At 47.9% G+C, this 20,382-nt stretch carries 14 protein-coding genes; 6 read left to right on the top strand and 8 right to left on the bottom strand.

Going from position 1 to position 20,382, the window contains the following annotated elements; translation table 11 throughout:
• Positions 1 to 208: 208 nt before the first annotated feature.
• Positions 209 to 1,579 (top strand): extracellular solute-binding protein, encoded by a 1,371-nt coding sequence (locus ACKGJP_RS13450; protein WP_409346142.1) that lies wholly within the window; start codon positions 209 to 211, stop codon positions 1,577 to 1,579.
• Positions 1,580 to 1,741: 162 nt separating this feature from the next.
• On the opposite strand, the gene trxA is transcribed toward ACKGJP_RS13450, so the two are convergent.
• The 3 genes from trxA to ACKGJP_RS13435 all read right to left on the bottom strand — a co-directional run bounded on the left by trxA (position 1,742) and on the right by ACKGJP_RS13435 (position 5,437).
• Positions 1,742 to 2,053: a thioredoxin gene (gene trxA / locus ACKGJP_RS13445; RefSeq protein ID WP_409346141.1), complete on the bottom strand. Its 312-nt coding sequence runs from the start codon at positions 2,051 to 2,053 to the stop codon at positions 1,742 to 1,744.
• Positions 2,054 to 2,405: 352 nt separating this feature from the next.
• The gene (locus ACKGJP_RS13440; protein ID WP_409346140.1) at positions 2,406 to 4,733 is read right to left on the bottom strand and encodes an ABC transporter permease; all 2,328 of its coding nucleotides are present in this window, start codon (positions 4,731 to 4,733) and stop codon (positions 2,406 to 2,408) included.
• The gene (locus tag ACKGJP_RS13435; protein WP_409346139.1) at positions 4,733 to 5,437 is read right to left on the bottom strand and encodes an ABC transporter ATP-binding protein; all 705 of its coding nucleotides are present in this window, start codon (positions 5,435 to 5,437) and stop codon (positions 4,733 to 4,735) included. The genes ACKGJP_RS13440 and ACKGJP_RS13435 overlap by 1 nt, the downstream gene beginning before the upstream one ends.
• Positions 5,438 to 5,658: 221 nt before the next feature.
• On the opposite strand from ACKGJP_RS13435, the gene ACKGJP_RS13430 reads away from it, so the two are divergent.
• Genes ACKGJP_RS13430 through ACKGJP_RS13420 form a run of 3 tightly spaced genes read left to right on the top strand, consistent with a single transcriptional unit; the run spans position 5,659 to position 7,589 of the window.
• Positions 5,659 to 6,027 carry a GntR family transcriptional regulator gene (locus ACKGJP_RS13430; protein ID WP_409346138.1) on the top strand — a complete coding sequence of 123 codons (369 nt, stop codon included), beginning with the start codon at positions 5,659 to 5,661 and terminating at the stop codon, positions 6,025 to 6,027.
• Positions 6,028 to 6,034: 7 nt separating this feature from the next.
• On the top strand, positions 6,035 to 6,904 hold the full coding sequence (locus ACKGJP_RS13425; protein WP_409346137.1) for an ATP-binding cassette domain-containing protein: 870 nt from the start codon (positions 6,035 to 6,037) through the stop codon (positions 6,902 to 6,904).
• Position 6,905: 1 nt separating this feature from the next.
• Positions 6,906 to 7,589 carry a hypothetical protein gene (locus ACKGJP_RS13420; protein ID WP_409346136.1) on the top strand — a complete coding sequence of 228 codons (684 nt, stop codon included), beginning with the start codon at positions 6,906 to 6,908 and terminating at the stop codon, positions 7,587 to 7,589.
• Positions 7,590 to 7,738: 149 nt separating this feature from the next.
• On the opposite strand, the gene ACKGJP_RS13415 is transcribed toward ACKGJP_RS13420, so the two are convergent.
• On the bottom strand, positions 7,739 to 8,086 hold the full coding sequence (locus ACKGJP_RS13415) for a VOC family protein (RefSeq protein WP_409346135.1): 348 nt from the start codon (positions 8,084 to 8,086) through the stop codon (positions 7,739 to 7,741).
• Positions 8,087 to 8,307: 221 nt separating this feature from the next.
• Entirely contained in the window at positions 8,308 to 16,131 is a 7,824-nt protein-coding gene (locus ACKGJP_RS13410) for an S-layer homology domain-containing protein (protein ID WP_409346134.1), read from the bottom strand.
• Positions 16,132 to 16,773: 642 nt separating this feature from the next.
• Between ACKGJP_RS13410 and ACKGJP_RS13405 the strand changes: the two genes are divergently transcribed.
• Positions 16,774 to 16,905 carry a hypothetical protein gene (locus ACKGJP_RS13405; RefSeq protein WP_409346133.1) on the top strand — a complete coding sequence of 44 codons (132 nt, stop codon included), beginning with the start codon at positions 16,774 to 16,776 and terminating at the stop codon, positions 16,903 to 16,905.
• Positions 16,906 to 16,953: 48 nt separating this feature from the next.
• On the opposite strand, the gene ACKGJP_RS13400 is transcribed toward ACKGJP_RS13405, so the two are convergent.
• The 3 genes from ACKGJP_RS13400 to ACKGJP_RS13390 all read right to left on the bottom strand — a co-directional run bounded on the left by ACKGJP_RS13400 (position 16,954) and on the right by ACKGJP_RS13390 (position 18,614).
• Entirely contained in the window at positions 16,954 to 17,271 is a 318-nt protein-coding gene (locus tag ACKGJP_RS13400; protein ID WP_409346132.1) for a DUF2752 domain-containing protein, read from the bottom strand.
• Positions 17,272 to 17,344: 73 nt separating this feature from the next.
• Positions 17,345 to 17,683: a DUF4234 domain-containing protein gene (locus tag ACKGJP_RS13395; RefSeq protein WP_409346131.1), complete on the bottom strand. Its 339-nt coding sequence runs from the start codon at positions 17,681 to 17,683 to the stop codon at positions 17,345 to 17,347.
• Positions 17,684 to 17,828: 145 nt separating this feature from the next.
• Entirely contained in the window at positions 17,829 to 18,614 is a 786-nt protein-coding gene (locus ACKGJP_RS13390; RefSeq protein ID WP_409346130.1) for an alpha/beta fold hydrolase, read from the bottom strand.
• Positions 18,615 to 18,935: 321 nt separating this feature from the next.
• Here ACKGJP_RS13390 and ACKGJP_RS13385 point away from each other — a divergent pair, with 321 nt between their 5' ends.
• Complete coding sequence (locus ACKGJP_RS13385; RefSeq protein WP_409346129.1) at positions 18,936 to 20,366, top strand: PQQ-dependent sugar dehydrogenase; 1,431 nt, start codon at positions 18,936 to 18,938, stop codon at positions 20,364 to 20,366.
• The last annotated feature ends 16 nt before the right edge of the window (positions 20,367 to 20,382 follow it).

The following is a 20,382-nucleotide window of genomic DNA, read 5'->3' as shown; positions in this document are numbered from 1 at the left end:
TCCCCGTTTTCTATCCTGTCAACCCCTTTTGAAAGCGTTTTACTGCCGATATATCGACATAATTAACTATTTAAGGCCCGGGATGTCCTTGTGTATGTTCAGTTATCAAACGTTAGTTCACCTGTGGTATACTTATACATGGCTTTTGTGAGTTATGCTATACTGATAGCAATTGATATCCTTTTACCGGAATAAGGAGATTGTCGGCATGAGCAATAAACCGGATCGTATCACGTTTCAAGCCCGTTTCGACGAGATGGTCAGCACGCTGCGGCGGGAAATTATTCGTTCCGAGCGTCCGCCTGGTAGCTATCTGCCCCCCGAGCTCTCGCTCGCGGATCACTATAACCTAAGCAAGAAGTCTGTTCGTAAAGGACTCGATCTGTTGGTAGAGGAAGGACTCATCTCTAAAGTACCGCGGGTAGGGAATAGGGTGAACACGCTCGAGAAGCAGGAGGCGGTTGCCATCACCGTAGCCTGTTATCCCTCGATTGATGGGGAAGCTCAATTCCATGCATTGATCGGGCGATTCCATAACCAATATCCCCATATCAAAGTGGAGACCGTCTCCCTTCCTTACACGAATTATCCGGATTCGATCAAGAGTTACCTTGAGAACGGGTGGCTGGATGTGGTCACACTCAACGGCTGGAACTTTCGGGAGATTGTCGAGAACGATGCACTAGACCTATTCGAGCCCCAAACCGCTTCGGTCGGAAGTTATCCCTATTTGCACCAGGCGTTCAGCCATGAGGGCAAGCTGTACGTGCAGCCCCTCATTTTCTCGCCGGTTATCCTGTGCTACAACAAGACTATGCTTCGGGAACTTGGGATTTCGGAGCCTGACAGCAGTTGGTCGTGGGGACAACTGCTCGATACGGCGAAACGGATCAAGCAGGAGCAAGACATATTCGGCTTCTATGCCCATATCGCTTCAGCGAACCGTTTTACGATTGCCTTGCTGCAGCGGAACTACCGTTTTGCTTGCGAATCGCGCGGATATCCCTATGAGGATCCCGTCTTGTGGGACTGTCTGGGGAAGTTTCGAGACATGATTTATAGCCAGGGATTGTTTTCGGCCTTCCTGTCCGAGAACGATGCGGATGCGGAGAAGCTGTTCGCCCAGCGGAAGGCTGCTATGATTATGACGACCTACTTCGGCTTAAAACACTTGAAGCATGTTGATTTCGAATACGACCTCGCACCGCTTCCTTATGAACATCATGCGAGAACATTGCTGCTCGTCACGGGACTTGCCGTAAGCCGTTTTTCGAGGAAAAAGGAAGCCGCGAAGCTCTTCATCGATTTTTTGAACGCCGAGGCGTCCCAGCTGTATATTCGTCAGCATACGCTTAGCATCCCGGCTCACAAAGCATCGGCCGAATGGACGGGCCCGGAGAGCCTGTATCGCCCTTCGCGTTACCACCTTTACCGGGAGATTACTCCTACCTTTGGCACGTACATGGATCTCGGCCTTTCGATTCATGAGCTCTCCCGGTTCCGCGACGAGCTGAAGCTTTTTTGGTCCAATCTCGAACAGCCCGAGTCCGTGGCGGAGCGCTTGCGCGCGATGGACTAACCTAAAATGCACATCCAAAAGCGATTAAAAAACGGAGCCCGCAAACCCGCGAGGCTCCGTTTTTTTGTTCCAGAATTCGTTGCACCTGTACCTATCTCAGTCAAGTTGACCAAGCTTAACGGGTTTCATTACCATGCACCGCTTTTCGTTAACCCGGCGTTATCAATAGGCTGCAACCCATCCCGCCAAAACGTCTTTGGGCATATAGCCGATTTGTTTGTCGACGGGCTTTCCGTTTTTGAACAAAATCGTTGTCGGAAGTGACATCACGCCGAATAAGGATGCGGTCTCCTCGTTCTCATCCACGTTTATTTTTACTATTCTCACATCGCCGCGCCGTGACGCATCGTAATCTTCGAGCACGGAAGCAAACTTGCGGCAAGGCGAGCACCAAGATGCCCAAAAGTTAACCAGAGTAAGCCCCTCGTTTGACAAATCGTGTTTGAAAGTGCTGTCAGTCGAATGACAAATCATGGATTTCATCTTCCTTTCTGATAGTAAAGTTAATTAATACTTTGTAGATATATTATATCTACGATTCGAGAACAATAAATGCTATTTCATGGCCCCCCCCTCTCACTCGCAATTTGTTCTATCAAAATAGATATAAAAGATATTCATTGTCTTTGAATTGAACGATAATCGTCAATAAAAGACTTTATGTATCCATAATAACCACTTACTATCCGTCCGTCAAGCCGATTAAACATGATCAGGCAAAAGATATGATTTCACTCTTAGGCTGGCCCCATTAATGAAACAACGGCAGCCATGGACGGGAAATATAATCCTAGACTGCCGGTTTAGGTCGTTCATAAACTCCCCATTATTCTATACTTTTTAAGGATTCAATCATATTGATTTTGGTTACTTTTCTCCTAAGCAGCAAGTTTGCCAGAATGGTAAGTAAGTATGAAAGAATAACAGATATAAATATTGTGTTAATATTCAATTTATTTGGGATTTGTTGGTGGGTACTAGACAGTACCTTTACAATAAGTGCATACATATAGCCGCTTATCGGTAAAGCTACAAGTACCGCAAATGTGGTTAGTAAGATGTTTTCAAAAAATATAAGTCTGTTTATTTTATTTTTTTGATAGCCCAATACCTTAAGTGTGGCAAGCTCACGATTCCTTTCATAAATGTTTATGGAAGATATCGTATATATGGCGCTAAAGGAGAGTATGACGGCACAGATGGTAAACATGATAAATACAAAACTGTTTTGTTTCAAAATATATTGAGCTGATTTCTTTAGACCCGTCTTATCTGCAATTGTATCTACTTGATGATCTTGTTCAAAGAAGTTACGAACACTTATAAGATCTGTAGAGCTAGTTGCTTCAACTAAAAGCGAGGATGGACTATACGCTATGCCAAAGCTCTTTAAATAGGCTGGCGTCATATAAAACGACGGATTCGAATACTGGGTGGATATTTGTAAAACCTTTAGATCTACCGTTTTATTTTTAAACTCCGGTGCTGTGAACTTTATTTGGATGATATCCCCTTCTACAATATGATAGTGTTCGGCGTAAGATTTGGGTACCAGCACACCATTGTTTTCTAAAGATATCTCATTGTCATTTTCGTCAAAGAAATGAATGAGACTGTTTTCTTTTTCAGTAACAACCAAAGTGGCATTTTCTTTTTCATCATCTTTTATGAATTCAACAGGAAAGGTGGATAAAAAATAATTACTTTTCATACCGGAGGGCAGCTTTAACGTATCAGAAGATGTTCCGATCGTATAATCTACTCTTAAATCATAGGTATAAACATCTTCAATTTGGTCAGCTACTTTTTGCAAGGCCGTTTGCGTGCCAAAAGCGGTGATCAATAAAACCGTGCTTACAATAACACCAACTGAGCTCGCTATAGCTTTTGATTTATTTAAGAAAATATTTCTCAAAATGAGTTTATAACTGTAGGAAATGCGACTCCATAGACCTGGAACTCTTTCTATTAATAGCTTTTTCATCGTCTTTGGCGGTTTAGGACGCATCGCTTGTGCCGCACGTTCTTTTAATATGGTTCTACCGCTTAAGTAACATGCTAGGAGTCCAAAAGCACTAGAGAAAAGGATCGGAGGAATGATCGAATAAAATGAAAGGGAGTATGTAATGTCAGGCAGAGAGTGGGACCTTGCACTCGACGCCGTTACTAAAGGAATAAATACGCTAGCGGCAACGGCACTACCCAGGATTGAGCCTACTATACCAGCCAGTACAGGATATCCCATGTAATGAAGCATGATGGTTCTGTTTTTCACACCCAAAGCCTTCATAATACCTACTTGATTTCTTTGAGAATCTATCATCCTCGACATGGTAAGAAATAGGATAATAGCTGAAATCAAAAAGAGAACGAAAGGTACAACCTTGCTCATCATCCCATTATTATATATCGTTTGATTTATTTTAGAATAATTGAAAGTCCGTTCTTTACTCACTTGGTTTAAATAAGAAAGTTGTTTGGATTGTGCTTCAATGGATTGACCTAATTTATCAATATCGTAACCATCTTGAGCATCAATCATGATTTCATTATAGGTAAAGCCGTCTGCGATTATAGGTATTGCCTCTTCGGCAATATAAGCTACTCCGTAGGCTTTATGGTCTTGTGTTTCGTTCTTTTTTACATGTTCAACATTTTCGCACAAGCCGCTAATGGTAAACGTAAAATCTCTCCCGTTCGTATTTATACTGATTTTATCACCGACATGATAATCATGTTCTTTTGCATAATGGGAATCTAATGAGATTTCATCCTTTTTTGTCGGGATTCTGCCCTCCATCATAGTAAGCGTATTGATTTCATTTTTTACAGGGATCGAATGAATTTTTAATGAAGTTTTATAATCTTCAAAGGCTTGCGTGGCATCCAACGTATAACGTCCTTCTATTTTATTTATCCCTTCAACCTCGCTTAAGCCTGCCACATCATCTTTGGAAATTTGACTGTAATACACATTTAAGTCGCTTAAATGATGTTCTTCAAAATAATCCTTCGTATAAGCACTAAGCTTATCGCTATAAGTTACCAGCCCCGCATAGAAAAAAGCTCCTACTGCGATAATCAAAACTAAGGCTATAAATTGCCCAATCGATTGTTTAATATCCCTTACTATTTTTAAAAATAATTTCATCATCACCACTCAATCCCTTCAACACTTTGCTTTTCATCATTTATCGTAACGCTTTCGATCCTTCCGCTCTTTACTTTAATAATTTTGTCAGCCATAGGAGCAATTGCGGAATTATGTGTGACCAATACAACGCACTTTTTCGTTTCCCTGTTTAAGTCTTGAAGAAGCTTTAAGACGGATTTACCGGTAACATAATCCAAAGCTCCTGTCGGTTCATCACAGAGTAAAAGCAAAGGATTTTTGGCGACAGCTCTAGCGATTGCCACTCTTTGTTGTTCGCCTCCGGAGAGCTGGGAAGGGAAGTTTTTGATTCGATCCTTTAATCCGACTTGATGTAAAATATCTTGAGCATCCAGATGGTTTTTACATACTTCAGCGGCAAATTCAACATTTTCCAGTGCGTTTAAATTCGGAATCAAATTGTAAAATTGAAAGACAAAACCAACCTTCTCGCCGCGATATTCGGTTAGTTTTTTTTCGCCCAATCTTGTTATTTCTTGATCGCCGACAAACACTTGACCGGAGGTAGCCGTATCCATACCGCCAAGGATATTCAAAATCGTACTTTTACCGGCGCCGCTTGCTCCCAAAATAACGACGAATTCCCCCTCTGAAATGGAAAAATCAACGCCGTCAAGCGCCTTAATCGGCACTTCTCCTATTTTGTATTCTTTCGTTACTTTTTTGAATTCGATTAATTTTTTCACGTCTCGCATCTCCTCGAATAGTAAGGATTGAAACTTCGCAAGTTCCCAATTGCCAAGTTTTTAGCCCCATAGCATGTTAGTATGTCACTCATGTAGCACACTATAATTCATGTTCAAATCATTGTCAACAACCGATCGTACGTTCGAAGGATTGACAATTGATTGCATATCCATTATGGTATGCTGGATAAATAACATACCGATATACTGAAGGTGGGGCAATGAACATCACTTTCGACGATAAACAACCGATTTTCCAACAAGTAGCCTACATCATTGAAGACGATATTCTGAACGGCACTTTCCGCGTGGACGAGCAAATTCTATCTGTGGCTCAGATTTCTCAACTGTTTCAAGTCAATCCGGCGACCGTAGTGAAGGGGATCGGCCTGCTCGTCAATGAAGGTATCCTGTACAAAAAAAGAGGGCTTGGCATGTATGTCGCGATGGATGCAGAACAGAAGATTCAGATTAAGCGAAGAGATCGTTTCTACAAGGAACTGTTGTCCAATCTGGTGAATGAAGCCGACAAACTCGGGCTGACAACCGATGATATCATTGACATGATCAAACAGTTGAGAAAGGAATGAACGAACCGTGAGCCTAGCATTGACTTGCGGCAATATAAGCAAAAAATACGGCCGAACGTACGCATTGCAGAATCTGAATCTGCAGTTGGAGGAAAACGTCATTTACGGCTTGCTCGGGCGAAACGGCGCCGGCAAATCGACATTGCTTAACATGATCGCAGGCGGAATCTTCCCGAACTACGGCACAATCGAGGTAAGAGGAAAAAAGCTGGGCAAAGGGGAACTTCCGAAGGATTTCTGTTTCGTACGCGAGAATAACAAACACTTCGGAGGAGCGCGGGTTATCGAGGTTTTGCAGTTCGCTGCGAATTTTCATCCAAATTGGGACTGGACGTTCGCTCATGAGTTAATGAAATCGTTCCGGCTTGATCCGCACCAAAAAATCAGACAGCTATCAAGAGGCACGGAATCGCTCGTAGGAAACATCATCGGTCTGGCCAGCCGGGCGCCGCTGACGTTATTCGACGAGCCGGTGCTCGGACTCGATGTCTTGATGCGGGAAAGGTTTTACAAGGCGCTTCTGGAGGATTACGCCAATCACCCGCGCACGATTTTACTGTCTACGCATCTGATTGACGAAATCGCCACAGTCGCAGAAAGAGTCTACATCATTGAAGCCGGCTCCCTCCTGCTTCATGATGAGATGGATCGGATCCGAATGGCAGCTCATTTGATCCGTGGAAATTTGGAAGCGGTGGCATCGTTTACAGCCGGAAAGCGAGTCTTATATACGGAACCCTATGGCCGCGGCACACTTGTCGCTATCTACGAGAAGTTGGACGATCGGGACATGCAACAGGCGCGCGAGATGGACATTTCGATTGAAAATCTGACACTTCAAAAGTTTTTCTCGTATTTGATCGAAGGAGGTCACTAAATTGGGCGCATGGGCCGTTCATTTAAAGGCAACCTATTTGCAAATGAGGATTTACATCTGGTGCGTAATTATTCTTGTCCTTCTTGGAATGCTGGCAGAATTCATTGTTAGCCTCTTTACAGACATCGGTCAAATTACCAGCCTTTCGTACGGCAACATGCTGATTCTCATTTTGATTCCTATCGCTATCGTACTGCCGCTCAGTTATTACAAACGCATCGTACATTTGGGCGCAAGCCGAGAGCAATATTTTAAGGCGCTTCAATTCGTCTTTGCCGTCTGGGCAGCAGCCATCGCTTTGTTCAATTCTTTATGGTTTGAGCTTGAAGCGGGCGTGCTCCGGAATTACACGCACACCGTTGATCTTATTGTAGCGTTTCATTGGGTTGACTTTGGCTTGGCAGGTTCTTTTCTTTACCAAACCGCCTTTTATTTGATGGTGATGGCGCTGCTTAGCATGCTGGTCTCCGGTTACTACCATCCTGCCGGCTGGTTGCTGTGGGTGTTGCTCATTGCGGCGATTCCGATCGGAACGGCGATTCCTTCGCTGCGCGTTCATGTCGGCTCTTTTTTCAAAGCACTGTTATTCAACGGCTCGCTGCCGACGGGCGTCGGATTTACCCTTATGCTTTATTTCGTTTTCGTGGCCGGCGGCTGGCTGTTTACCAGGGGAAGAACGCACTAAATCAACTTTTTTATGAGGGCTAGTCTTAGCACATTCAAAGTTTTTTAAAAAGACAGCGGCAGTCCAGGACGCGAAAATAAAGTTCTAGACTGCCGCTGCTTATTCAACTATCGTCTCCGTTACCTCAATAACAAATGAATTTCAACTCGTTATTTCTCCCAAAGCTCGATCAGTCGACCTTCAGGATCTTCAATCCAAACAAACTTCCCAAATTCACTACTCTCTTTTTTCTTTGCAAGAGGTACACCGATATGTTCAAGATGCTTAATAGTCTCGTTTAGATCATGTACTTGGAAATTTAACATCACTTGTTGTTCTGTTGGAAAATAACTGTCATTCTCGGTAAAGAAAGAAAAGATAGTCTCATTTCCTAATTGGGGTTTTATCACAGTCCCATTCCAATTTTCTATTTCAATCATCAACACTTCACTGTACCATTTTTTTATCACTTCAATATTCTTGGTTCTCCAAAATATTCCTCCGAAACCTTTAATCATCGTATCTAACTCCTGTCTGTCATCAAATTTTTAGCTATTCGATTACATTAGATATTCGAGATTTACATTTAAACTCCTTTTCAACTATACTGCCCGTTCGTTTAGTTTAGCGCCGATACTTGAGTCTAATACTTTATTTTTCCATTATTCTATATAAATTGAACGAAGACATCTAAGGACTGCCCAAACCGCTTTACCGATTTGAGACAGTCCCCGGATTGTTACTTCTGCTTCTTCTCGAGCTTCTCCGCGATCCGCTGCAGGAGGGCAGCCGATTGGGCACGGGTTGCCGGTCCCGACGGATCGAAGCGCGTATCGCCGACGCCTTGCACCAAGCCTTCCTTCACCGCTTCCGCAACATCGGCTTTGGCCCATTCCTGGATGACGCCGCGGTCGGCGAAGGCTGCGAGCAGCCTTTCTTGCTCAGCAGGCTGGACAGGAGTTTCGCGCTCATACAACCGCTTGTATGCTCTCCATACCATAACGGTCATCTGTTCCCGCGTAATGATGTCGGTAGGCTTAAACTGCCCCTTGTCGTCTCCTTCCGCCAGCTTTGCGGCAGCCGCCGCTTGCACCGCATCGTAGAACCAGTCAACCGGCTTGACATCGTCGAATGTCGGCTTGCCTGACGTAGCCGGCTTCAGACCGAGCAATCGGACAAGCATCGCGGCAAATTCCGCGCGCGTAACCTGCTGCTCGGGCTTGAACGAATCCGTCGAGTACCCGTCTACCAGCAATCGCGAAGCCATCCAATCGATTTGCCGCTGCGCCCAATGATCCGCGATGTCCGCGAAGGTGCCGGTATACGACAGGATTGCCATGTACGCCGCGTTTGCCGTAAACTTCATTACGTTTAGCTCGGCATCGATCTCGCCCGGGTAATACTTCCATTCCTTCGACTCCGGATCGTAGCCGTATAAGCCGAAGGAAGATTGCGCTCCCGGCTTCTCCTTGAGCACCCATTCGATAGCCATCGGCGTTGCAAGAGGCATCGGCAGCGAAACCGCCTTATCCCCTTCTTGCGCTTCTACCGCAAACCGGAGCATGCCCGTTATCGGCCTCAAGCTGCCGTAACGTCCGGTTATATCGCGCAGCAAGGCGTGCTCTTCAGAGACGGCCGGTTTCGATACGCCGAAGCTTACAGCCGTCATCTTGTCGCTCCAAACGCCTGACCATGCAGCCGTCTGAACGTTCATCACGGCCGAGTTCAACCGAAGCTTCATGTCCGCTTTGGCTTGAATCAGCATGCGGAAAGCGTCAGCCGGCACTTGAACCTTATAATGATCCGCCGCTTCCGTCACGTTCAAAAATAGCTGGCCGGCCTGCTCGCTTTTTTGCAGCGCTTGTTGAACCGCTGCCGTTTGGACTTCGACAAGAAGCGTCGTCCCTCCGTCCGAGCCGGTCGTACGCGTTAAGCGCGCATCGCGTCCCAGATCGAGGGGATTCGCGGGAGCCGGATTCGCAGGAGTAGGCTGCTGGCCTCCAGGTTGTTCGCCGCCGGGTTGTTCGCCACCGGAGCTCGTGCGTTCCACAACCAGCTTATATTCACGCATAATTTCCGGATGGCCCGCCGCTTGCACCGTTATGATAATAATCCCGCTGCTTGGTATTTGAATTTCTTTGTCCATACCGTTCTTGGCCGACAGCCGTCCGATTACTAGCGTCGCGCCCGGGTCGGCCAACGTGGCATTGATAGTCAACGATTGTACGTCGTTGTTGACCTTGACGGTATAGTCGGTTTGATTGCTTGCAAAAGGTGCCGTCAATGTGCCGTTCGTAATCGACAGATTGGCAAGCAGCGCATTCGGAGCCGACAAGGAAACCGTTGCCGCCTCAGACGGGTTGCCGCCCGCATCGTGCACCGCTCCCGCTTCGATCGCAACCGTCACTGCCGTCCCTTCGGAGAACGGAGCGGAGAGCGTCAAGATGACGTCGCGAGGCTTCTCGCCTCTAACGGGACGGTCCAACACGGCCGCTAATACGGCGGCGTTCGTTCCGTTCAACTTAAATTTCTCGGCATCCAACGCCGCATCGGCCTTCAGCGCTCGATCGAATGCCAGCCGGATCACCCGGTTGCCGCTTTGCGCCGAGGCGCTCGTCGGATGCGGGCCGGTGATGTCCCGTACGACAGCTTGAACCGATTTGACCGCTTCATCGATCATCAATGCGCCGGCGTAGCTCACGATAGTGCCGGGAGTAATCGTCACCTGATACGTGCTGCCTGCCGTCAAACTTCCCGCATTCGGCGTAAACCGCACCGTCCGGGTAAACCTATCGCCGGTCGGGCTTTGCTCGGCATTCACATATTGGGCAGTACCCGGGATCGCCGCTCCATCCGTTCCTTTGACCGTGATCGTGCGATCGCCAAGCGGAATCGTAGTTTGGATATACTTGGTAAAGGCGACATCGATATAGCTTCCGCCTTCATACGTTACGGCTGTGATCGTATCGGCTCTAGGCGGCAGATGCGAGACAAGGCCCATATTCACGTCAAAATGCGGCGGAGGCACTTCAAGCTCGGCGCTGTTTGCCGTGTCATAGCCGTCTTTTTCCCAAACGACCTTCCATTTGCCCTCCGGCACATCCCATCCGTAGCGTCCTTCTCCATCCGTCCACTGCGGATTGGTTTGAGCATAATCTGCGGCTTCGTCCCAAACCGCCCATTCATTTGTCGAAGGTTTTCGATACAAGACCGTAGCCTTCACATCCTCCAACCGATTGCCTGCAACCGCTTCGTACACATAACCGCTCGGATCGTAAATCCATCTCGGCTTGGCGACGCGATAAGCGATTTTTCCTCTAGGGAGCCGTTTTACGCGTTTCTTGTAAATGTTCTCTTCTTCCGGATCTTCCTCGTCCGGTTTGCAAGCTTTGGCATCCACGCCCGCGCCTACCGCATCGATCTGCTCATCGACATAGCTGTCGATCTTGGTCGATACATATTTCGTCGCATATCCCGCAAGAATGCCGACGGGCCCTTCCAGAGCCATCGCTCCGGTCCATGCGCCGAGCGCGGTTTTCGCCACTTCTCCGCCTACGGTTACGAGAAGCGCTTTGCCGGCTTGCTCGCCGGTCACTTCCGCATTCTCCGGGCAAGAGATGCCGACTTCGACATTATTCATAATTTTATTGATTTTTCCTGCGTAATCCTTGTAGCCCGTGTACATTTCCTTTACTTCTTTTACCTTTCCATACGGCTCCATGATGTCAATCTGCACGTCGGACGAAAATCTCAGCATGTCATTGTACTTCGGCAGGTCGATCTCGTCGAGGATATCGTCGAGCTCAATGCCGCCAAGCGGAGACATCATCTGCACCGACTGTCTCGAAATGCCGAGTGTAGCGCCGGTTAGCGACAGCAGCTGTTTTTTGGGAATGTAACCGGTCGATGTAACGTTTAATGCTTGCTCGCTCTCGACAACGTCCAGAGTGCTGTTAAACACAAGCACGCCGGTCGATTCCGCCTGCACGATCTCCTCGAGCGTCGGTTTGTACGGCACCGCCGGTTTCGTATCGATCGACAGCTTCACCGTCATCGTCACGCCCGGAGCTTGCGGAAACTTGATGACCGCTTTGCCGCTGTATACGTTGCCTTCCAATTGGAACGGATTTCTCGAGACGACCTCGAAATCGCGCATGGAAGCAGGAAGCGCGCTGCGGATTTCCGCATCCGTCGGCACCCGCGGCTCCAGCTGCAGCTTCGGCTTCTTCGTCTCGTACGCCACATAAATGCCGCCCAGAGCTCCTTTGGTCGTCGGAACGATTGCCCGGAACAGACCGTCGGCACCGCGCACGGCCTGGATCGGATCGCCGCTCTGCCCATTCATGTAGAGCTGCACTTCGCTTACTTTATCCGGTTCCGAGAACTTCAATTGGAACTCGAACGGATTGCCCGGAACGACCGTATACGGCATCTGGGCCACGCCTTTCTTCACATCCATGCGGACCCAGCGTCCGCTGGACAGCTGAACCATCGCCATTTCCGTCAAAATCGGCTGATTTCGTTCGTAGTGGACGAAATTTTGCTCCGAATGCATGACCGTGCCTTTAGAATCGGCCTCGGCGCGCAGCGCATGGACGCTTGGGCTGCCGAGATCCGCCAGCTCCACCGTCGCCTGCCAGAATCCGACCGGCGATGCATCGACTACCGCAAGCAGAACGTTGCTGTCGTATACCCGAACCCGGCTGCCTGCCGGAGCCGTTCCGACTACCGTCAGCTTAGACTCCGCGACCCGGTCCGGCGTATCGATCGTAACGGCCGGGACATCGAGCTGGATGAAGCCGAGCTGCTCGTTGATCGCCTTTTTTTGCACAGTTCCGGTAATATGGGCTCCCAATTTCGCAAAGCTCCGGTTGAAGCCGGTATCCAGCTTAACCTTGAAGCTAACCTTGCCCGGAAGATTCTTAGGGATGTCCCCGAGCGGAATTTCCAGTACACTACCGTTCATGACGGCAATTCCTTTCGCTCCGCTTATCGCAATGTTCCCGTTTGCATCCTTAACCGGCGTCATGCCTTCCGGGATATCGACTTTCAGCAGCGCTCCCTCTACCGTCTCGCCTGAGTTACGGTAAATGGCCCGCAGATTGACGGTTCCTCCCGGCGCGGCTTGATTGGGCAGCGCCATAAAGGCATTTTCGTACGGCTGGATAAAGTGTTGATTCGTATGGAAAGCGATCGAGCCAAGATCCTTGATCTGCTTGCTTCCGATCGTAAACTCTACGCGCCCCGTTTCCGATTGCCCGGCTTCGCCGCTTCTCCTGATGATTTCCAAACGATACGTGCCTGCCTTCGGAACATGAATTTCAAACGGACCTTGTTTATCGATCTTCTCCGAATTTGCCAGCTGTTCGGTTCCGTTTGCCAGTTGCTCATACAGGTTTGCATAAGCCCGGCCGCTGGCGAACGATGGCAGCTGCCCCCGAACACGCGAGCCCTTCTCCTCCAGCCGGATTTCCGCGACACCGTTCGCGTTATCGTCAAGCGTCAGGTTCTGGCACACTGTGCCCAGCCTATATGTGGAGCCGGTCACGCAAACCTCGACTTCTTCGCCGGGTCTGCCTTGATACTCGACGGAGTTCTGGTAATAGCTCGTTCTGCCGGCTCCGGTTTTGGAGCTGATCTTCGACATAAAGGACATGTGCTGCATATCGACCGGCCCCTGCCAATCGCCGTCGATAAATTTGACATACACGTTAAGCTTGATGAGACCACGGTCGATTGTTTTCAACGGAATGTCAAACGTGGCCGTCCCATTTTCGGGAATGGTCGCCTTGAGCCCTTCATCCGAAAAATAATGATAATTCGGCATGACAACTTGAACATCCGCATCGCCCGCCAACAGCGTCGCCGCGTATTCGCCATTAAGATTGGTATAAAACTGCTTAACGAGCTTTTCTTCTTTGTTCATTTGCGTCGTCGTGACGATGGCGTTGAATACTGGCTTGCCTTCGGGATCGGTCACCTTCCCGCGAAGCATTCCCTCCGGCGGCAGACGAAGCTTGATCGTTTGTTCGTTATTTCCGGGCTTCAGCACAATCGGCAAATTCGGCACTGCTTCGTACTGCGTATATTTCGTATCGATTTTAGCTATCCACGTTCGGGGGACTTCATCCGTTTCGTGCCACGGCGTAAAGCCGGAAGCATCGGTGTTTTCAACATTTAAATATGTTTCTCCCGCTTCGTCCCAAAACTCGATCCGAATATCCGGGACAGGGTTGTCGTTCGCATCGATTACCTTTAATCGTATTTTGGCCTGCATCGGAACGTTCAACGTGAGATCGGTTTGCAGGCCGGCCTCTACGCGAACTGCCGGTTGACTGACCCATGGCCTTCCGTCGGATTTCTGCAGCGCAGCCATATAGTCGTCGCCCGCTGCAAGGCCTTCAATAACAATTGGATCGCCGCCGCTTACTCGCAGGCTCCTTCCTCCATACTTCGAGCTCCATACCGATAGTCCGGCTCCATTCATATCGACGTTCCCCGGATTTGCGATCGTGACTTGCAAAGTACCGGCAACCTGAAGCGGCCATTCCGGCGCGGTCCGTTCAATCGTGCCTCCCGCTCCGTCAGCCATCGTCGCCGTGAGCGAAGTAAGCTCCGCGATGCCGTGTCGGACGGTAAACGTACCGAGATATTGGCCGGGCTCGGTCGTTAGCTCCGAAAGCGGCACAACCTCGCTGGCCGTTCTAGGGCTAGGCAGACGGTTGTTTTGTTCGTCCAGCCATGTTTGGTACGTGACCGTCGCCTTCGTCACACGCCCGGGCAAGCCGGCCGCTTTGATCGTCAGCAGACTGTTCGGCGCAGGCATCCCGTTCGCGTAACGGTCCACCACCCAGGAAAGTTTGAAGCTCCGTTCGTCCGGAGGCGTCTTGAGCGTGTAAGCCGGTCCGCCGCTGCTCATCAAATTGTCTGCATTGACGGCTTCCACGCGAAAAACGTAATCCGTCCCTCCCTGCAGCCCGGTCACCTTGTAAGTATGCTCGGGATACGGAATGTAGTCGGCCAATGTGTTGTTGTTGAACAGCCGGTAACCCGAAATTCCTTTAACATCGGTCGCATGCGGCCAAGTAAGCGTCACGGTGTCGGAGCCGATTGCAGACGCTTCAAGCTTGCTGCCCGCCGGCCATGTCGGAGCGCTTCCGCCGCTGACGCGGGATGCGATGAACAGACCGTGTGTCAAGTAGTTGCCGATTTCCGGACTATATGCCTCATAGAACGAATTGTAGGCGACAATTTCGCCTCCATTGCTTACGACAGCGAGCCGCTCGGGCAGCTTCAATGGATATGGAGCGTCAGGCACGGTGACAGGAATTACGGTATGAGCCTCGAGATCGCTGATGACCGCCTTATCGAGAAGGTCGCCCGAAGAGTCTGGAATGTTCCTCGAATAGGCGACATACTTGCCGTCCGCGCTGACGAACGGATCGGTGCTGTCTTCCATATCCTCCTTTCCGTCCGGAGCGAACGACACGCGCTCGACCGTTCCTTGCACGTGACGGTACACGTAAATATCCGTTTTGTTGTTCGTGTCGCCAGGCACCAGATTGACGGCATCCGACATGAACGCGACGACATTGCCGTCGGCGCTAATCGACGCCCGATAGCTCTCATGGTACGTTTCCTCGCCCGTGTTCGAAACGCTGATCCGCTTCATTCGCTTGTCGGTGCGATCATACAGGAAGACGTCCTTCATACTGTTGCGATCATCCGGAATCAACAGATCGGAGAACGATTCGAACGCCACATACCGGCCATCGGCGTTAATGGACGGCCGCTCGCTAAAGCCGTTACGCGAATCGTGCGGCTCGGGCGGGATTGCCGGCTTGCTGATGCGTTCCATCATTTTGGCTACCCGGTCGTATACGAAGACGTCTGTATAATCGTCCGAATCGTCCGGCACCAACTGAACCGCAGCCGACTGGAAGGCGACATAACGGCCATCGGCGCTGATGGATGGATGCTCGCTCTCTCCGGCGGCCGCGCCGCCTCCCGGCAGCTTGCTGATCAGCTCAATCGATCCGCTTTGCCGGTCGAGCACATAAACTTGAGGCATGCTGTCATCCTTCAAATTTTTCGCCGTAAATGCAAAATACCGGGCATCCGGCGTCATCGAAAATTCAATAACGTCATTGTTAAACGTGGAAGGCAGCACGCTATCGAAACTGCCGTTCGTCCGGTCGTATACCGTCAGCTTGGTGTGGAAGTCGCTCGATTCCGGATCCACAACGGGATTCGCAAACCCGACAAACCGGCCGTCCGGACTAATTTTATTATCGACGCTGAAAGTTACCTGCTGGTCTCCGCCTACCTTGGTCAGCACATTCCATGCCAGCGGCGTCCCCGCCGCGGATGCGGATTTCGGAACGGATGCATACACGGACTCGCTTATCGTTTGCCGTCCGTCTGCTCGCCCTGCCCCACCCAGACCGTCCTGTTGTCCGTTTGCAGAAACCGGCACCGGTCCCGTCAAACTGAAAGCAAGCGCGCAAGAAAGCACCAAAGGCAGCAATCGCCTCTTACGTTTCGCTCTAAAGCCAAACATCATCTACCAACCTCCAATTGTTGTTAAACCAACCAACCTAATGTTGCAGTGAAACATGCCAAAAAAGCGGAAACACCCCATGCTGTACATCACTATCGCACAAGACGAATCCGATGAATATTGCCCGAAAGTATACCATCCGATAAACTTTCGGATACTTTATCGTTCACCGGGATTCCCATCTCTCCAAATGGAGTCAATTGGGACATTACTTTCGTTAGCAATTATAGGGCTTTTTTCCTGACCCTGAATAGGATGATTTTTTTTCACCCCTTCCGACTGGTTGAATAGTCGAGTAGGCGAGGCCACGCCATTCGCGGCTTGAGCCCCTAACCTGTCACAGCTCCGATGTTGGAAAGCTCTTACTGGGTTCGAGCCGCCCGAGGCACCAATTAAATGCTTTCTACCCGTGTTAGACGGCATATCTCCTACATGGAACCGAATAGAAACAGGACCCGCTTCGATGCGTCGAAGAGGGTCCTGTCTTTTTCTACAACCTGAAGATGAGGCGGCTTGTAAGCCGCCTCTTCTTGGAACTCGGTCGGAGCAACTCCGGCGAAAGATCTCCTCGGTCAGGTCTTATCGTTGAGTAAGGCCCTTTCCTCTTGCCCATGAATCTAACGATATGGAAGGAACGTATACCGAATGAAGGTGATCGATGCGCTTCTCCAGATGAAGCTGGGCGTGGAGCACCACGGGCAATCCTATCGCATGAAGGCGGTCCAGATCGTCGACTTCCTACAAGAGCGGGTAGCCGATACCGAAAAGAAGCCATAAAATAAAATGAGCCGCATGGAAGGGGAACCCTCCGTGCGGCTTTCTTCGTTACGATCCGATTGTTGGAGCCATCCAATCCAATCCGGGTATATTCCTGAATAAACCAAACGCAATGGTCAGAGTCAACATGACAGTCATAATCGCATTGCTTGTCCGCGGCATCCGTCTCTTTTTTGCGATGATGTAAGTGATATACATCGGAACAAGGAAAAATAACAAGGGGTTATAGTGAAAAGCCTGATGAAAATCCAACCGCAGCAAGGAAGTAGCTGCCCTTGTGATTCCGCATCCCGGGCAATAAAACCCCGATAACTCATGAAACAGGCAGGGAACTCCGATTTTTGTTGCAGGCAACCATACTTCCAAGTACAACAAACCTCCGGCGAAAAGCGAGGAACCCCAGAGAAGTCCGCTGTTCCCCTTCCGAAATTTGTTAAACTTACGCAAATTTGTTGATATCCGATTGTACCAGTGCATACGTTACGATTCCCAATCCCACAAATGTAAGGATGAGGTAAAGCACCGAATTGTCGGATATTACGTAGCCGCGCTGCCGCTGCGCCTCTGCCAATTGCTTACCGACTTGGTAGGCCCATATGAAGCTCCAAATGCCGCAAGTGACCAATGTCAGCAGGAAATGCTTTCCGCCTGTGAAAGAGTTGTCTCCACTTACTTTGCCAACATCGTTGGTCAACACAATAAACCAATAAATTGCATAAAGACCGCATGTGATTAAAGATAAAATGATTGCTAGTGCGATATTTCTTTGTTGAACCATTACACACCCCTGGTTGTTAATTAGTATCGACCCCAAATTGTTCCATAAATCAATTTCCATGATCATTCCCTACACAATATGGCAAAAATCGACAAAAATAATTATATGAAAAAAGGAATAAAAATGCAAGATGAAAATGGTAGGTTCATAGTTGTGTTATTGGAGCCTCGTGATGTAGCTTTCGTATCCGTTGCTCTAAGAACTGCATGATTGTATCATTCACAAAGATAGGATTCTCTCTGATCATGTGTGGTCTATGACTGCAACCAGGCACAATAACGTACCGAGAGTTTCGAATAAGCGATGTCACGCGCTTAAGGTCTTCTTCTGGTGCATACGGATCATTCTGTCCTGCAAGGAATAGTGTAGGACAAACTATGCTGTTAAATTGTTCGTTACTCAATTGCGGATATGTACGCCAATCTTTTACTTTTTGCCTCAAAAAATGTTGCCAATCTCCTTGATGCGCTTCAAAATGTCTGTGTTTCATCATATTGATAAAGTCATTACACTCATGAGTGATCAGCCACTCCGGTTCAAATTGTTCAGATTCCATGGATGCGACAAATCCGCTTTGCCCAATTGATGTTATGGACATTATCCTTTGAGGTTGATTCACGGCACAATATAATGCAACGCCTCCTCCCATTCCATATCCAACAAGATGCGCTTTAGAAATCTGTAACTGGTCCATGAAAGCAATAATATCTTCAGCATGTAGGGGAGTACTCCATTCAAGGCTTTTACTCCTCGTTCGTCCATGTCCCCGAAAGTCTGGAAAGTAACAAGAATACTTGTTTTGAAAATCAAGAATTTGACTGGCAAAAGCTAATATTCCTCTTGAAAATCCACTATGTAAGAATAAAATCGGATCGCCGACACCCATTTGTTCATAATACATTTCTATGTTGTTGCACCGTATATGAGGCAATACTATCAACTCCTAGATTAAAAAATTCTATATCCTTACATGTAAAGGTACACGAAACAAATGTTCCCATGTCAATAATTCAGACAATCGAATTTGAACTAGTCTCCCGTTCGCTTTACGAGGTTGCAGCTGCTGATCATTCGCATGCTTTTCGCCTTGGACAGCAAGAGCTTTCGAACCGCTTGAATCGATTGACTTTTGAATTTGCCGAGACCAAAGAGGCCCACTCCTTAAACGTAGAGCCAGGTACCCCGGGTAATAATAAACCGTTCTAATCATATTCTTATATAAAGAAAACAATAAAAAGGGAGGGTAAGTTAATTGATAAAAGTTAAAGTTAGTTTGCGGCCCATTGTTAGCAAGCTAAATTTACCCACTGTTTTGAAAACAACTATACTTCCGGGTGACTCAATCGAAAGATTATTTATTGCAACCCAGGTAGGAGAGATCTTTTACATAGGAAACGGGGGTATAGGGACTTTTTTAGATATTCGCCCACGGATCATAAAACTAGGTGTTTCTAGTGGCGGATATGATGAGCGGGGATTGCTAGGGCTAGCATTTCATCCCGAATTTTATTATAACGGCCTGTTTTATCTCCATTATTCAGCAGCTGGAACCCAAGGTCCAGGTGCTCTTCCAGGTGCTCCTTTTGAATCTTTTAAGCCTAATCCGTGTGATTCTAGTACCTTAAACCTAAAGTGGATAAATAGAGAAATGCAATACGATCATATTGATACCGTTGAAGAATGGATTCTACAATCGAATGGCCAACCTCAAAAACGGCGGACGTTACTTCATATAAGAAGACCATTTTTAAACCATAATGGTGTCAATAGCTTAAACTTTTCACCTGAAACAGGAAAACTTGTTTTGACAACCGGAGATGGCGGATCAGGCTATGATCCATTTAATTTAAGCCAAGACGATATGGAAATCGCAGGTAAAATAATTGAAATTGATGTAGGTAAGCATACATTTATCGATAATCCACCCGTAGTTACACGTTTTAATGAGCTACCCGTACCTATTCAGGAAACGCTTACGGTAATTGCCAAAGGAGTTCGCAATATACCAGGCATTTCGTTTCAAAGGTTTAATAATCAGTATATCAAATACGCAGGAAATGTCGGACAGGATTTGGTAGAGTCGATTTTTTCCTTCGTTCATTATAAATCAATACCGGTTACCCAGCTTATTCAAGCTTCTTTAATGAATGCTGAACCTGACCAAGAAGAATTTATTAACTTTGGCTGGCGAGGGTGGGAAGGTGATTTTCCTACTTCGTTTATTAGGAACTGCTCTGCAAATCCGACTTTGGATGAGAAAATAATCGCCTATTACAATGAAGCAGTAAGAACTTCTGTGAGGCGTCTTCAGCCTTTAACAAGTTATTTTCATAAAGATCCCCGACCCGATAAATTTGGAGGAACCGCACTTACAGGAGTCCAGCCCTATATGGGGAATGGAATCCCCGACCTAACGGGAAGCGTTGTGTTTACCGATCTTGCCCGGAATGAAGGATCTGCCCCACCGGTTAGAGGAGTTTTAGCTTATACCAGGGTAAGAACAGATTGTAAACGAAATGATTTTAGCGTTATTGAAACCGATTATCCTTTTGGGTCTCAATCCGCTTATTATGTTAGTTTGGGAACGAATCTGAATCAAACCAGACTATATTTAGGGGTTTATGGCTCTATGAAAGTGGCTGATCGTAACCAGGGGACCGTTTTTGAAATTGTTCATGAATGAAAAATACCTGCTCCAT

The sequence above is a fragment of the Paenibacillus litoralis genome, from assembly GCF_046244365.1.
Lineage (GTDB): Bacteria > Bacillota > Bacilli > Paenibacillales > NBRC-103111 > Paenibacillus_V.
This window is presented reverse-complemented; position numbering and strand designations above follow the sequence as displayed.